Consider the following 16,188-nt stretch of genomic DNA (forward strand, 5'->3'; position numbering starts at 1 on the left):
CCTGTTAATACATCATCATGGCGTTCGATTCGTAGATGATCCAGACCGACAGCCCCACTACCATCACAATAATCAACGCACTAAAGATAAAGGAAAGCGTGCTTGCCTTGCCTTCTTCCGTAACAAAATTCAGGTGTAAAAAGTACTTTAGGTGCACCCAAATTTGCACTAACGCCGTTGTCACTAACGTCCAGAATGTCGTGCTAGATGACAAGCTGCCACTCATCACGGCAGCAAAAGGAATGGCTGTCAAAATGACGGATAACACAAAACCAATTAGATACGACTTCACACTACCGTGGCTGTCGTGTTCATGCTCATGAACATCCATCTGTGCTAACGCTTGAGATTCACTATGGCTCATTACATTGCCCCCATTAAATAAACAACGGTAAATACACAGATCCACACGATATCTAAAAAGTGCCAGAACAAGCTTAAGCAGCTCAAACGCGTTACCGTTTGTGGCTTAAGACCACGACGTGTCACTTCAATCATCATCACTGTCATCCAAATCAAGCCTGCCGTCACGTGCATGCCGTGCAGACCCACCAATGAGAAGAAAGAAGTCAAAAAAGCACTGTTTTGCGGTCCATGGCCATGCACTATTAAGTGATGAAATTCATACACTTCCATACCAATAAACACCGCACCAAAGATAAATGTCACCGCAAGCCAGGATAAGGTTTGCGACTTTTGCTGTTTGTTTGCCGCTATCATGGCAAAACCAAAGGTAATACTACTTAACAGTAGCGCTGCGGTTTCAACCGCAACAAAACCCAGCTCGAATATGTCTTTACCAGACACGCCACCTGCCGTATTCATGTACAACACAGCATAAGTGGCAAAGAAGGAAGCAAACAACAAGCAGTCCGTCATCAGGTATAGCCAAAAACCGAAAACAGTATTTGAACCTGTGTCATGATCAGCATGCTCATGAGCATCTTCTAACGCATGCAGCGTAGCGGGAGTAATAGCACTCATGAATTAACCCTCCTGTAATGCACGAGAAAGGTGGGCAGACTCAATCTGCTCAATCTCGTCAACCTGAACATAATAATCAACGTCGCTGGTGTAACAACGCTTAATAAATACCGCGATAGCACTGACAAAACCCACCGCTGCTAACCACCAAATATGCCAAATCATGGCAAAGCAAAACACGGTCAATGACGCGCTGATAAGCACTCCAGCCGGGGTATTTTTTGGCATGTGAATAGGCTGATACTGTGCAGGCTTTTGATATGCCTGTCCCTGCTCTTTCATTTCTGTCCAAGCATCAATATCGTCAACCACAGGGGTTTTCGCGAAGTTGTAGTACTGCGGTGGAGAGTCCGTTGACCATTCTAGCGTATGCCCATTCCACGGATCGCCTGTGGTATCTTGCAATTGCTCGCGGTTTTTGTAACTCACCACTAGCTGTACCACTTGGAAGATGATCCCAAACATAATGATAAACGCACCAATACACGCGATGTATAGCCAAATGTTCCACTCTGGCGTGTTGGTATGATTTAGGCGACGTGTCATGCCTAAGAAGCCAAGCACATAAAGCGGCATAAAGGCCACAAAAAAACCAACTAGCCAGCACCAGAACGAGGCTTTACCCCAACGCTCATCAAGCTTGTAACCCATTACTTTAGGGAACCAGTAAGCAAAACCCGCTAGATAACCAAACACTGCGCCACCGATAATGGTGTTATGAAAGTGTGCGATCAGAAAAAGACTGTTGTGCAGCACGTAGTCCGCGCCAGGAATTGCAAGCAGTACGCCGGTCATCCCACCAACGGTAAAGGTCACCATAAACCCTAATGTCCAAAGGACCGGCACCGTGATCCGCAAACGACCGCGATACATGGTAAATAACCAGTTGAAGAGTTTTACTCCCGTCGGCACCGCAATGACCATCGTCATGACCCCAAAGAAAGCATTAACATTGGCGCTTGAACCCATAGTAAAGAAGTGATGTAGCCAAACAATAAAGCCCAAAATAGAAATCGCACCGCTGGCGTACACCATCGACTTATAGCCAAACAGGCGTTTGCCTGTAAAGGTTGAAATAATTTCTGAGAAAATCCCAAACGCAGGCAAGATCAAAATATAAACTTCAGGGTGACCCCATGCCCAGAACAGATTGATATACATCATGGCATTACCACCGGCTTCATTGGTGAAGAAGTGGAAGTCCATATAACGGTCAAGCGTTAGCATCGCTAGCACCGCAGTAAGAATCGGGAAAGACGCCGCAACTAGGATATTTGCCCAAGTACAAGTCCAAGTAAAAATAGGCATTTTCATTAGCGTCATGCCAGGCGCACGCATCTTAAATACGGTTACCAGGAAATTCACGGCAGTGAGCAATGTCCCAAGTCCGGATATTTGCAGTGCCCAAATATAGTAATCAACCCCAACACCCGGACTAAACGACAACTCCGACAATGGCGGGTACGCCACCCAACCAGTTTTTGCAAACTCACCAAATGCCAAGGATAAGTTGATCAGAATTGCCCCGCCCGCCGTCAGCCAAAAACTGAGGTTATTCAAAAACGGAAAAGCAACATCTCTAGCACCAATTTGCAGTGGCAAGATGATATTCATCAAACCAATCATAAATGGCATCGCCATAAAGATGATCATGATCACCCCGTGTGCGGTGAAGATCTGGTCATAGTGCTCAGGAGGTAAGTAACCAGCAGCGCCGCTTGTGGCCATCGCCAACTGTGTACGCATCATGACGGCGTCGGCAAAACCACGCATTAACATAATTAATGCCAAGATAATGTACATCACGCCTAGGCGTTTATGATCGATTGAAGTGATCCAATCATGCCACAGCACGCCCCATTTTTTATGTTTTGTGACCATTGCCGCCACAATTAGACCAACAATCGCCACCACAGCTAACGTCACCATAATGATGGGTTCGTGATAGGGGATTGCCTCGATGGATAATTTACCAAACAACGACATAATTACTCCTCAGCCTTGCCGTGATGTGGATGCGCAGCATGCTCTGGTTTAGCGTAATAACTCATTTCGCCATGGCCCTGCATGTACTTCATAACTATGGTGTGGAATAAGCCCTGCTCTACCGAGCCAAAATATTCAATGGGGTGATATTCAGAAGGCTCAGCCAGTTTCGCATAACGACCTGCGGTTAAGGCTTCGCCGTTTGCTTTGATGTCGGCAACCCAGTTATCAAAACTTGCTTTGTCTTTGGTCGCAATGGCATCGAACTTCATACCCGTAAAGCCCGCTCCGCTGTAGTTAGCAGAAAAGCCTTTGAACGTCCCCGGCTCGTTGGCAATCAGGTGAAGCTGCGTTTCCATCCCTGCCATCGAGTAGATTTGGCTACCAAGCTGTGGAATAAAGAAAGAGTTCATGGTGCTTTCGGAAGTGATTTTGTACTCCACAGGTACATTCGCTGGAAACACCAGCTCATTCACTGTAGCAATGCCTTGCTCAGGATAAATAAATAACCACTTCCAGTTTAGCGATACCACCTGAACTGTGAGGTGTTCACCTTTACCTTCCAACGGCTTATACGGATCAAGCGATTGCGTAGAGCGCCAAGTGATCACCCCAAGTACAATAATAATCACAATCGGAATGGTCCAAACCACGGCTTCTATTTTGTTAGAGTGAGCCCATTTAGGTGCATAGATCTCGTGGTCACGACCGTCTCGGTACTTCCACGCAAAATATAAGGTAAGAATAATAACTGGTACTACAACGAGTAACATCAGTACAGTGGCAATGATGATCAAGGACTTCTCATCCATGCCAATTTGCCCCTTGGGATCTAAAATGCCACCACTACAGCCGGTGAGCATAAGCCCCAATGAAGCGAACGCATAATTCACAACACTACGTTTATTCAATTGATTACCCTTCAACGATAAGCTGCGGCTTATTTATCAAGCACGCTGAGTATCTATTTGTGCAAGCTATGCTGCACAAGTTCGAATTGCACTGTATCCACCAGGGAAAATGCATTAGTGAAGGGAAACGCTCCTTTGATACCAGTCACTAACCATTTACCAAATAATCGATACAGTAAACGGACAATCACATTTGCTAAGCTTACAATTCGCCCTAAAAGGACTGTAAGTAGCCGATTAATGTAATTGAAACTGAATTGCTGACTGCTGATCCAAATCGCGTAAATCAAACGCACTGGACTCAAATATTGCGATTACGCAAACAGACAGCGGTACCCAAAAGGAGGAGCACGACAACCATGTGCGCTAGGCACCGGTTGAGGTTGAATAGCCTCAGTAGAGGCGAATGCCGTTTTACGCAGCACGATGCCCGCGCGTGTAGGCAAAATAGTATGGAAAACTAACCAATAAAGACCTATCAATAATTGTATTGACAAGATAGGCTGAGCCCAAAACTCTCCGAGCATCACCAAAACAGAGTCAGGTAGTGAATTATCTGCAAAAAGTGCTTCTAATTCAGCTACATCACCTAGCATGCCAGTGAATAATAATGCCGCGTTAAACATCATCAATGCGCTTAGCACACTGAAAATACGACCGAATAACTGCGCACGCGTCATCGCACAACCTTGATAGGTTGTGTCGTTAGTAGTAGCGGTTTGTCGAGCATAGCTTAACAGTGGCACAGATTATCCTGATGTTTTTATCTTAATAGAATTGATTAGTTCAGAACTTTCAGTCTAAACTGAAAATTCGCAGCGAGTATAACAAAGTCGTTATTCGATTCAAGCGATATCTACAATGATCTATATCAAATTATCTTAATCTACCTCTAACTTTCTTCCTTCCCTAAGACAAAATTCTTAAACGCACTTATTAGCAATAGTTCTCATTCACAATAATTTACAAAATGTGAATATTAACATTTTTATTAACTATCAATTGTATAGCCGTCTACACGGCCTAATGTTTTATTCACCTCTTGTTCATGCTATTTATTTTTGGTTCGTTCTAAGTATGATCCACGCCAACTGACATCGCTGTCATTTTAGCTAATTCTTTGTTATTAGAGGAACTCATGAAGCAGCTGAATAAACTCCTAGGTTTAATGAAAGTGCCCAATAAACTCAGACTTAGTCTGCTTTTGTCTGTCGTGATCATTGCCCTTGTGCAACTCTCATCAGCACTCGTTTTACGAGACAGCTTAACGCAAGAAAGACGTATTAATGCAAAAAACCTAATGGAAACCACAGTTGCACAACTTAATATGGTTGCCACCGAGGCCTCACTCTCCCCACAACAAAGACAAGAAAAAATAAAAAAACTCATTGATGCTGCACGCTATGGTGATGCTGGCTACTTCTTCTTATTTGACTTAAACGGGAATATGGTAACACATCCCATTAAGCCACTACTCAATGGCACCTCAATGACTCACCATCATGAACGCTTTATTCGCGAGGCATTCAGCCAGTTCGTCGTCATTGCTAATCAAAATCAACAAGGCTTTGCTCGATATGAATGGCCAAAACCGGGGACAAAGGAGCTTGAGGGCAAGCTTTCTTATATTGTTAACTTAGGGCACTATAACTGGGCAATTGGGACAGGCATTTACCTTCAAGACGTTGAAGAACAGTTTTATGACCGACTCATGTTGATGACTGCTGAAACGCTCGGCTATGCGATATTACTTATTTTCCTCTCGAGCTTGATCAGCAAAAATATTACCAAGCCACTGGATAAGCTCACCCGTACTATGGAACTCATTTCAGCGCAAAAAGACCTCACCATTGCACTGAAAAGCCACGGTAAAGACGAGCTTGCCCAAATGGCTATCGCATTTAATAAAATGAACTCGCATTTTCGTGATGTACTGCATGATATCAACGAAAACACCCATTCTTTGGCTTCCCAAGCAGAGGAGTTATCCTGTATTACCGAGCAGATCCAAGCTGGTATTGGACAACAAAACAGTGAAACAGAATCAGTGCAAAACCGCATGCAATCGCTTAATCAAGTGGCACAAGCTGTCAATAATGAGTCAAAGCGTGCGCTTGATAAAGTGACAGAGACAACCACATTGACGACCCAAGGGCTGACGCATGTAGACGAAAATGTAGCAGTCATAGCGCATGCCTCTCGTAGCGTCGACTCAGCGCAACAAGCTGTGCTCGAACTACAACGCTCATCAACCGAGATTGGTGCAGTACTTGACGTCATTAAAAAAGTGGCAGATCAAACTAATTTATTAGCATTGAATGCGGCCATCGAGGCTGCCAGAGCAGGAGAACAAGGTCGCGGTTTTGCCGTGGTGGCCGATGAGGTAAGAACACTAGCTCAGCGGACGCAACAATCTACCGATGATATTCAAGCGATCATTGATAAACTGCACAATGGCGTCGCCACAACCGTTGAAGAAATGGAGAGTTGCCGCGCAGCATCCGAGCAAAGCCTCAAAGTGAGCCAAGAATGTAAGCATGCACTGGAGCAAATCAACCTCTCCATCGCAACTGTGAATGATATTAACGTTAATATCGCCACCTGGAGTGAAAAGCAATCCGAAGATCTTAATGAGATGACTGACAACATCAGTGGTATCGCAACAGTGGCAAACCAAACCGCTCTTGGCGCTGAACACACCAAAGCGTCGAGTCAGCAATTAAGCGAAATGTCACAACGACTCTCGCAAATGGTAAGTGAATTCAAGGTGTGACCTTGCACCTATTCGCATAGGCGGAAGTGCGTACTTCCGCTGAGAAATGTCGGGTAGCAAGGGGTTTAGCGCGCCAGTCACAACCTGCTCGGCGGGTAAACCACCGTTATATCAGACTGGTTTTACTCCAGAGCAGGAGCTGCTTCATGCAGCGATCTTTAAAGCCCTTTCCCACCTCTAAATACACACCAGTTACAAAGCTTCTCAGCGGATAAACCACCCACCAAACTGATTTTACTTCGGAGTGGGAGCTGCTTTACGCAGCGATCTTTAAAAGCCATCGTCACACAACCCCACCCAACAAAATCCACAGCGATTAATCAGCATAAGGATAATGGACGTGACGCTGCTCTTGTAATTTCATACCCAAATATTCAAAGGTCCCCACCAGCATCTCAGTAAATGGTGCCGGTGCTTTTTCTTGGCATGAGGTCGACAAGATAGAAAACTGCTTTTCACGTAGTGTTCTAAGCTCAGGCTTTAACGCTTCGATGTCCATAAAGTCGGTTATTCTGTCGATAAATGCCTTCATTCTTGGTGTCACTGCATACCAATAAACGGGGGATGCAAAAATGATGTGCTCAAAACCAAGTACCCATCTAAAAAGGTTAACAAAGTCATCATCACTGTGAGAGTGTTTGTAGCAATACTCACCAATTTTATAACGGTCTAAATAGATGAGCTCAGCTCTTTTTTCTTCTGCTAGTACCTTTGCAGATTGGTAGGTATTTCCATTGGGGTTTGAGCTTGAGTAAATAACGACTGTTTTCATAATCTTCAATTCCAGTTGCACTAATAATAAATTGGGTGCTACCTTAAAACCTCACCTTAAGTTAAGGTAAAGTACTAATTTATGAAAACTGAAAAATTATTAAGAGACGAGCCAAACCTCAGCGTCGGTAAGGTTGCCCAAAGAGCTGACGTTGCGGTGTCTGCACTGCATTTCTATGAGAACAAAGGGCTTATTCGCAGTTGGCGTAATAACGGTAATCAGCGCCGTTATAAAAAGGATGTGTTGCGCCGAATTGCCATTATTAAAGCTGGTCAAAAAATGGGGATAACCCTAGGGGAGATAAAAGAAACCCTTGATACCCTACCCGATTCAAGAACACCAACCAAAGCGGACTGGGCGAAACTCTCTACAGCCTGGCAAGCAAAGCTGGACGAAAAAATCGCTTACATGCAGCGCTTAAGAGACTATGTCGATGGTTGCATTGGCTGTGGCTGTTTGTCGATGAAATCATGCCCTATCTACAACCCCGATGACATCGTTGCCAAAGAGGCTTACGGTGCGGTGTGGTTGGATGAGCCAGACAAAGCAAATAAAGCAAAATCTTGTTATGATAGCGAAAACCATTAAATAGGACACAATAATGAAAAAGACTGCCTTGTGTATGGCGCTAGCCATGGCAATGGGCCTGACTGGCTGCTCACTTTCTCCTTCGTCTGTCGAGACGACGCCTTCAGCTTCACAGCAAACAGTAGCAACAAATGCACAATTCGCTGACTTTTCTCAGCAATTTATCAATGACTTATGGAAACAGTACCCAGAAGCGTCGCTCTGGGCAGGCTTTGGCAAGTACGACGATATTATCACGGTACCAACCCAAGCGACTCGTGATGCAAGTGTTGCCTTCTCTCAGGCGCAACAGGCTAAGTTACAACAGTTCGACCTTGCTAACTTAAGCAATAGTCAAAAAATCGATTATCACTTGATTGAAAATCGCCTAAAACGCGATATCTGGCATATTGAAACCTTCAAAAGCTGGCAGTGGAATCCGTCAAACTACAATGTTTCTTATGGCTTTGCGACGATACTCAATAGCCGCTTTAAAACGGATGACGAAAAGCTCAAGCTCGTTTTGGCACGTCTTCAATATGTGCCAGCCTATTATGAAGCTGCACAAAACAATATTAACAATCCAACGCTTGAATATACTCAGCTTGCGATTGCACAAAACCAAGGCGCATTTAGTGTATTAAACGACGAGTTGCTTGATAAACTTGCGACTTCATTATTAACAGCCGAGGAAAAAGCCCTATTCAAGCAGCGCTTCGCTGCCGCGAAATCTGCCATCAATGGATATGTATCTTACCTTAGCAACCTTGAAAAAGAGTTAAGCGAAAACGGTAATGCGCGCTCATTTAGAATTGGTGAGAAGCTGTACGAAGAAAAATTTGCCTTTGATATTCAGTCTGGCTACACCGCCAAGCAAATGTATGAAAAGGCAATGGCCGACAAAGCCCGTGTTACTAATGAAATGGTTAAGATTGTTGATCAACTCTGGCCAAAGTACTTTGCTGACAAGCCACGCCCTGAATCTGACATTGATGCGATTGCCACGCTTATCAAGCACCTTTCAGTCAAACACGTAAAGCGTGAAAACTTTGTAAGCGAAATCAAGGCGCAAATACCAGAACTTGAAAAGTTTGTGATGGAAAAAGATCTCATCACGCTAGACCCAGAAAAGCCGTTGGTTGTTCGCGAGACGCCTGAATATATGCGTGGCTTTGCTGGCGCTTCAATCAGTGCTCCGGGCCCATACGACAAAAAGGAGAACACCTATTATAACGTGTCTCCGCTGGACTCAATGAGCGACGAGCAAGCTGAATCGTATCTACGTGAATACAACCATTGGATCCTGCAGATCCTAAATATTCATGAAGCCGTGCCAGGCCATTACACGCAGTTAGTTTACTCTAACGAATCTCCGTCTTTGGTGAAGAGTATCTTAAGTAATGGCGCGATGATTGAAGGATGGGCAGTATACACTGAGCGCATGATGCTAGAAGAAGGCTATGGTAACTTTGAGCCTGAAATGTGGTTAATGTACTACAAGTGGAATCTACGTGTGATCTGTAACACCATCCTAGATTACGGTATCCAAGTAAAAGGAATAAGCAAAGAAGAAGGCTTAGATCTGCTGATGAATGGGGCTTTCCAAGAGCGTGCAGAAGCCGAAGGTAAATGGCGCCGTGCAACCTTGAGCCAAGTACAATTAACCAGCTATTACTCTGGTTATCGCGAAATTTACGACTTCCGTGAAACACAAAAACAAAAGCTTGGAAAGGAATTTGACTTAAAAGCATTCCATGAAGAATTCTTAAGCTTTGGTAGTGCTCCGGTAAAATATATCCGCCAGTTAATGACGAAGTAATATAATAATGCCAGCCTCATGGCCGGCATTATTTTTCGAAAAATTGACATCACCTGTAGGTCGGCCTTTAGGCCGACTAACGTTTTAATTTAGAGGGTACCCTATAAACCTAAAGGCTACCCTTTAAACCTAAAGTCTACCCTTTAAACGTTGGGGGATTGTCGACCTAAAGGTCGACCTACTTTACTATCTTCATTTCATCTAGCAGGTTTTGCGCATTATCAACCTTATCCATTACCCATAACATGTAACGCGAATCAACATGGATTGAGCGGTTTAGGTTTTTATCGTAATCCCAGTCACCAATAATGCTTTCATATACACCGTCAAACAGTAAACCTACTAACTCCGCTTTCCCGTTTAAAGTTGGCGAGCCTGAGTTACCACCTGTGGTATCCACGTTAGAAAGGAAATTCACCGGTACGGTATTCATGCCCCCTGTATATTGACCATATACTTTTTCGCGGATCAACTGCTGTTGCTTTTTCGGCGCGTTAAATGGTTCTACATCGGTATTTTTAGCCAGCAATCCTTCAAGCGAGGTAAATGGCGTTGCCACTAAACCATCTTGCGGTGAGTAGCCACCTACCGTACCGTAAGTGACACGGAGTGTGCTGTTAGCATCCGCATAAACTGGCTTATTTTGTGACTTGTTGTAAGCAATAATGGCTTCCATCAAGGCAGGACGAGCAGATTGCTGCTTACCAGCCAATTCTTTTTCTTCATCTTCGATTTGCTTCATCACTGCAAAAATCGCTTTTGCATATTGAATGAATGGATCAGAGCTTTGATTTAACTGCTCAAGCTCTAAATCTAACATCCAAAGACGGGCTTTTTCATCAGCAAGCTTAGAGTTAGCATACATCTCATCTAGCAGCGCTTGGTGTTTTGCTTTATTGAAGCCGTTTTCAAGTTGAAGCTGCTTATCGACTTCAGCTAAACGCGCTTCTTTTGGCAAGGCTGCATAAAGCTCCATGAAGTAAAGCATAATCGCTTTATCAACTGTTTCATCATAGCGGCGCGTCATACGCTGAAGCCCCGCTTTGATTTTTGGCATATCACGTTCTTGATAGCCACTCTCACGCTCAGCATCAGGCTTTTGTTTTTCAACCGCCAAGCGATAAAGCTTACGCGCAGTAGACATCATTTGTGAGCGATGGATATAGCCAACCATCATATCACGCTCATAATGAGCTTGAGATTGAGCAACCAACTCGCTCAATTCGTTTAGCACAGCACCATACTTTGCTTTACGGTCTGCATCGGCATTGATCCAAGTGCTAAGATCGCGCTCAAATTGCTGCTTGCGGCTGTACATACTGCCTTTTTTGAAGCTCTCAATCATAGAGCCAAAGTTTTTGATGTAGTTGTTGTAACCTGCAATGGTGCTTTCATAAGCGATACGAGCTTGCGAACCTTCTGGTGCATTTTCTTCAATCAGTGCCACATACTTTGAGTTATGTTTACGTACCATGGGGTAAACCGTGTTAAACACATAATCTACTTCAGAAGCAATACGATAACGGTTGGTACGACCTGGATAACCCGTCACCATTACAAAGTCGCCCTCTTGCACGCCTTTTGCACTCACACTCAAGAATGACTCTGGGTTGTAGGGTACGTTATCTTTAGAAAACTCAGCGGGTTTACCATCTTTACCCACATATGCACGGTAAAAAGCAAAGTCGCCAGTGTGACGAGGCCACATCCAGTTATCAATATCGCCGCCATATTTGCCCACGCCCATCGCTGGCGTGTATGCCAGACGGACATCTTTTATCTCAAGCGATTTAATGAGGTAATATTCCAATCCACCATGAAAGGTGTAAACATTACAGCGATAGCTTTCATCTTGCTCACACTCGGCAACAAGTTGTTTGCGCTTACTGTCAATAGCATCAAAACGTGCTTTACCGGTAAGCGAATCCGTACCGGCATTAACTTTATCCGTTACGTTCGACACTTCTTTTGTCACATAAACGCGTGAGCCCGGTGCCGCCGGCAAGTCTTCACTTGGCTGTTTTGCTAAAAAGCCATTCTCAAGAATATTGTTATCTGTTGTTGAATTGTATTGAATAGAGCCGTATGCACAGTGATGGTTTGTCACCACCAGACCTTTAGGAGAGACAAATGACGCCGTACAACCACCTAAGCTAATCACCGCATTCATCGGGAACTCTGTGAGTTTAGAAATTGACTTAGCATCAATCTCTAGTCCTTTAGACTTTAAAATAGATTCAAGTTCAGGTAGTTGATGTGGTTGCCACATGCCTTCATCGGCAGCAACGTACTGAGAAAAGGCCAACACCATGGCCGCGGAGATAGCTTTAATACGCATATTCCAATCCTAAATGTTATATTATTTTAATTGCGGTCAGTAATGTGACCCAAGATAGCGCCAAATAGCAATTTATTTCGGTGGAATTCGATAAACCGATGTAAACAACCGTACAGAAAATACCATGATAAAACGCCTAGTTTTCACTTTTTTAGCGAAACATCTCATCGGTTAATTCAAAGGCCTCCCAAGTCGCCTGTGCTGAACCAATTTCTTCTAAAATGCGCCCTTTAACTCCTGCAAATGCTGAATTAGAAATCCACATTTTTACTTCACCCTTTTCACCAAACCCAAAAATGATGAATGGATTCACATCATCATCAACACGTCCTGATGCAAATGTAACAGGAGTCAATTCGTCAATTATATGGTAGGCTTTCTTCCGCTGAACTTTGAATGAAGCTCTGTAGAGTTTTGCTTGCTTGTAGTCTCGCCATTCAACATCCACTTTATGTGGGATTTCAGCACCCCAAAACGATCCTTTTTTCTGAGCATTTCCCCAACAACAGCCTATCGCTCCTGCAGGTGGAGAAAATTTATCATCAAACACTATTTTGACCATCAAGTCACTATTTTCATAAGCTGAAATACCTATATCCAACTGTGCTAGCTCGGTATGTGAAGAGCAACTGCAAAGCAGTATTAATGCCAGTAAAACGGTAGAGAGCTTATTGAACATCCTTTTCTCCAATTCGAACATCCCAGTCTCATTCGTTTTAGATATTAACTTTGGATTGTGGGCACTTATCTAATTAAACATTTCATCGGTTAATTCAAAGGGTTCCCAAGTCGCTTGTGCCGAACCAATTTCTTCTAAAATTCGTCCTTCGACGCCATCAAACGGTGCATTAGAAATCCACATTTTTACTTCTCCCTTTTCACCAAACCCAAAGATGATATAAGGATTAACATCGGTCTCCGTTTTGCCTGTGTAATAAGTCACACTCGGTAAATTACCCGCGATTTCGTATGCCTTGTCTCGCTGTACTATAAACACAGCACGATAATGCCTACCTTGCTTATAATCCCACCATTCTGCTTGAACTTTATGTGGGATCTCAGCTCCCCAAAACACACCTTTCTTTTGAGCGTTCCCCCAGCAACAGCCTATAGCACCTGCGGGAGGGGAAAATCTATCGTCAAATATAAGCTTTACCATCAGGTCACTTTTTTCATAAGCGGAAATACCTATATGTAATTTTTCGAGCTCTGTGCGTGAAGAACAACTGCAAAGCAGTATTACTAGCAACAAAATGATGTAGAGTTTATTTGTCATCCTTTTCTCCAAGTCGAACATCCCTAGTCTTATTTGCTTTTGACTTTAACTTTGGATTGTGGGCGCTTATCTAATTAAACATCTCATCGGTTAATTCAAAATGTTCCCAAGTCGCTTGCGCCGAGCCAATTTCCTCTAAAATTCGTCCTTCGACGCCATCAAACGGTGCATTAGAAATCCACATTTTTACTTCACCCTTTTCACCAAAACCAAAGATAATATAGGGCTCAAGATCGGTTTCTGTTTCACCTGTGTAATGGGTAATGCTAGGTAAATTACCCGCGATTTTGTATGCCTTGTCACGCTGCACAGATAGCGTTGCACGATAGTGTTTTCCCTGCTTGTAGTCCCACCACTGCGCTTCTACTTTATGTGGAATCTCAGCTCCCCAAAACGTACTATTTGCATTAGCATTTCCCCAACAACAACCTATTGAGCCAGCTGGGGGTGAAAACCTATCATCAAATATCAGTTTCACCATCAAATCGCTTTTTTCATACGCAGATATAGCTATATTTAATTTTTCTAGCTCGGTATGTGAAGAGCAACTGCACAGCAGTATTACTGCCACTAAAACGGTATAGAGCCTATTAATCATCCTTTTCTCCAAATTGATTTATTTCCATTTTTATACGCTTTCCACACTCGCACCTGCGGTAGCGCTTTTGCATTATTGTAAAACATTTCCCTTTGTCCATTTTCAGTCACGTCCTTTGCTTTTGTTTCCTCACCGTGAGCCAGTTTATCCATAGTTCCCGTAAACCGAGAACTAATATGAATATAATGCTCATATAACTTCTGCCAAGCTTGGCTTGTTGGCCCAGCTTTAAGCGCTTTTGGCACCAAAGTTGCGACCTCGTTGCTAAGTTCATAGGGATAGATACTTTGAAGACGCGCCATTTCGTTTAGTGGAACGCCATGTTGCACCGCCTCGTTATACATTTGGTGCAGTCCAAAATGGGCAAGGGTATTATCTATTTTACGTCTCCAAACAGGTCGGTATGTGGTGTAAAAATCCCTGTCTCTTCCCGAGCGACTAGCACCGTATCTTAGTCTTTTAAAGCGATAGGCCATATCTACGTTAATACCTGGCCACTGATATTTATGTTCAATTGCTAACTTTGCCTGTTGTACTTTTGCTTCATGCTCTGGATTTCCGGGAATACCACGAATGCGCTTTAAAGGATATTCAATATCAATACTGATAGGGGCATACCCGCCCCCAATATCAGAATGAACGCCTGGCAGATAATCTTCTTTATGGTTAACAAACAAGCTACCATCTTTATTTTTTAACGAGCTTAGTGGGAACTTATCACGCCGCTCATCCCAAGCCGTTAAGTGATACACAGCCCCTGCGCTGGCCTGATTGAGATCGAGTCTAGCTGCCTTCTCTAACTCATCTCTAGCATACAGCTCACTATGATCATTATCTCCATCCCCCCCTATCGAAGCGACAGTATCGAAAATTCCAACAAAGCGAAATACCACCTCTTTATTCGCTAATTTAGTATCTTGCTTTTCTCTCATTTCATTGATCAGATTAACAAATGCTCTTGCTGCCGCTGCGCCACGGCTAAAACCAAAACAGTCGAGTAACACAGTGCTACATAACTCAATATATTTACCTTTTAAGAAAAAGCTAAATTTAACAAGAGTGTTTACCAATCTCTCATCAAAAGAGTAGGCAACGGCTAAATCAATTGTACTATTACCTTCTCCTGCCTTAGTGCCTACGCCTTCGACATAGTGTTTAAAATGAAATTTATCATCCATTTCATACAACTCATGAAGCTTAGCGATATTCGTCGGCTCTTTATCATCAAAGGGGTCCAAAATATCGTTGTATTTATTGTTGCCTGTACCATCAAAGAAGATCCCGATGCTCGGAGGCTCGCTAATAAAATATAGGTGTACATTACCCTCGCCTGAAACATTGTGTTTAATCAGCTGCACTCCGCCCTCAGCGCCAATCTTAAGTGCTTTTACTTTTTCTATATCAAGTAAGTCAGCATATGGCACATTGTTAAAAAGCACCTGCTCCGGCACACCTAAGATTTTTGCTTTTAGACTATAGCGACCATCTTCACTCAACTTGCCGAATATCAAAGGCGTTTGTGTTGTCCCTTCAGAGGCTCTGGACAATGTGGGAGTATTAGCACCTTGGATCACAAAACTCACCGCTAACTCCCCTTCCAGCGACACCAATATGCGCTTCTCAGCCACCTCAGGTGATTTATCGACGTTAATCGAGGCCAATACCTGTTCAACCGGTGTTAACGGGTCTAATTGGCTTGCGCCAATGGGCTGATTAGGATCAACCCCACCATTGCCTGCAAAGGCATTGTTTCTAATTTCGGCTTTGAAATAGGGCTTGCGTTTAACGATGACTAGCTGCTCTCTAGAACCGGCAGCACTGCCAGACCTTACACTTTGTAAGCCCTTTTTGGTCTTTATAAAAACACGAGTAAATTCGTCACGCTTAACATGGCGCCAATTATGTCTTTGTTGCAATACTATCCAATCACTGGCATGAGGCTTTAGTTGCGTTCTAATTTCTAACGGTAAATGAGCGGTTGTGGTATGGGGTGGCAAGACTTCCAGCTCATCGATTTGTTGGTCAATCAACCAATTATGTTTTTCTTCAACTATTTTCATCCTTGTTCACCAGAGTTAGTTTTTTATACCATCCTTTCGTATTAAAAAAGACTAACATTTAACCACCTAATTGGTAAATAAAATTTAATAAAATCGTAAATAAA

The 16,188-nt window shown here is 43.4% G+C and carries 14 protein-coding genes; 3 read left to right on the forward strand and 11 right to left on the reverse strand.

Annotation, left to right across the window (positions count from 1 at the left end; all coding sequences use genetic code 11):
- Positions 1-4 precede the first annotated feature (4 nt).
- The 5 genes from cyoD to NO992_RS18180 all read right to left on the reverse strand — a co-directional run bounded on the left by cyoD (position 5) and on the right by NO992_RS18180 (position 4,627).
- Positions 5-364, reverse strand: coding sequence for a cytochrome o ubiquinol oxidase subunit IV (gene cyoD, locus NO992_RS18160; protein WP_017218861.1), 360 nt, complete (start codon positions 362-364; stop codon positions 5-7).
- Positions 364-984, reverse strand: coding sequence for a cytochrome o ubiquinol oxidase subunit III (cyoC, locus tag NO992_RS18165; RefSeq protein ID WP_371379631.1), 621 nt, complete (start codon positions 982-984; stop codon positions 364-366). Before cyoC ends, cyoD begins: the two co-directional genes overlap by 1 nt.
- A gap of 3 nt (positions 985-987) precedes the next feature.
- Complete coding sequence (gene cyoB, locus NO992_RS18170; protein ID WP_371379633.1) at positions 988-2,970, reverse strand: cytochrome o ubiquinol oxidase subunit I; 1,983 nt, start codon at positions 2,968-2,970, stop codon at positions 988-990.
- A 2-nt stretch (positions 2,971-2,972) separates the two neighbouring features.
- Positions 2,973-3,833: a ubiquinol oxidase subunit II gene (cyoA, locus tag NO992_RS18175; protein ID WP_253107029.1), complete on the reverse strand. Its 861-nt coding sequence runs from the start codon at positions 3,831-3,833 to the stop codon at positions 2,973-2,975.
- Between the two features lie 362 nt (positions 3,834-4,195).
- Positions 4,196-4,627, reverse strand: a complete 432-nt coding sequence (locus NO992_RS18180; RefSeq protein ID WP_371379636.1) for a hypothetical protein — start codon at positions 4,625-4,627, stop codon at positions 4,196-4,198.
- Between the two features lie 392 nt (positions 4,628-5,019).
- Between NO992_RS18180 and NO992_RS18185 the strand changes: the two genes are divergently transcribed.
- A complete protein-coding gene (locus NO992_RS18185) occupies positions 5,020-6,654 on the forward strand; it encodes a methyl-accepting chemotaxis protein (RefSeq protein ID WP_371379640.1) in 1,635 nt (544 codons plus the stop codon).
- A 316-nt stretch (positions 6,655-6,970) separates the two neighbouring features.
- On the opposite strand, the gene NO992_RS18190 is transcribed toward NO992_RS18185, so the two are convergent.
- A complete protein-coding gene (locus tag NO992_RS18190) occupies positions 6,971-7,426 on the reverse strand; it encodes a flavodoxin family protein (protein ID WP_371379643.1) in 456 nt (151 codons plus the stop codon).
- A gap of 81 nt (positions 7,427-7,507) precedes the next feature.
- Between NO992_RS18190 and soxR the strand changes: the two genes are divergently transcribed.
- The gene (gene soxR, locus NO992_RS18195; RefSeq protein ID WP_371379646.1) at positions 7,508-8,014 is read left to right on the forward strand and encodes a redox-sensitive transcriptional activator SoxR; all 507 of its coding nucleotides are present in this window, start codon (positions 7,508-7,510) and stop codon (positions 8,012-8,014) included.
- Positions 8,015-8,027: 13 nt separating this feature from the next.
- Positions 8,028-9,812: a DUF885 domain-containing protein gene (locus NO992_RS18200; protein ID WP_371379648.1), complete on the forward strand. Its 1,785-nt coding sequence runs from the start codon at positions 8,028-8,030 to the stop codon at positions 9,810-9,812.
- 178 nt (positions 9,813-9,990) lie between these two features.
- On the opposite strand, the gene NO992_RS18205 is transcribed toward NO992_RS18200, so the two are convergent.
- The 5 genes from NO992_RS18205 to NO992_RS18225 all read right to left on the reverse strand — a co-directional run bounded on the left by NO992_RS18205 (position 9,991) and on the right by NO992_RS18225 (position 16,084).
- Positions 9,991-12,150: a S46 family peptidase gene (locus tag NO992_RS18205; protein WP_371379651.1), complete on the reverse strand. Its 2,160-nt coding sequence runs from the start codon at positions 12,148-12,150 to the stop codon at positions 9,991-9,993.
- A 151-nt stretch (positions 12,151-12,301) separates the two neighbouring features.
- Positions 12,302-12,829, reverse strand: a complete 528-nt coding sequence (locus NO992_RS18210) for a hypothetical protein (RefSeq protein WP_371379653.1) — start codon at positions 12,827-12,829, stop codon at positions 12,302-12,304.
- A gap of 69 nt (positions 12,830-12,898) precedes the next feature.
- Positions 12,899-13,426: a hypothetical protein gene (locus tag NO992_RS18215; protein WP_010375460.1), complete on the reverse strand. Its 528-nt coding sequence runs from the start codon at positions 13,424-13,426 to the stop codon at positions 12,899-12,901.
- A 70-nt stretch (positions 13,427-13,496) separates the two neighbouring features.
- The gene (locus NO992_RS18220; RefSeq protein ID WP_253106996.1) at positions 13,497-14,024 is read right to left on the reverse strand and encodes a hypothetical protein; all 528 of its coding nucleotides are present in this window, start codon (positions 14,022-14,024) and stop codon (positions 13,497-13,499) included.
- Positions 14,021-16,084: a DUF2235 domain-containing protein gene (locus NO992_RS18225; RefSeq protein WP_371379656.1), complete on the reverse strand. Its 2,064-nt coding sequence runs from the start codon at positions 16,082-16,084 to the stop codon at positions 14,021-14,023. Before NO992_RS18225 ends, NO992_RS18220 begins: the two co-directional genes overlap by 4 nt.
- Between the last annotated feature and the right edge of the window lie 104 nt (positions 16,085-16,188).

It is taken from the genome of Pseudoalteromonas sp. DY56-GL79 (genome assembly GCF_041414765.1).
GTDB lineage: Bacteria > Pseudomonadota > Gammaproteobacteria > Enterobacterales > Alteromonadaceae > Pseudoalteromonas > Pseudoalteromonas piscicida.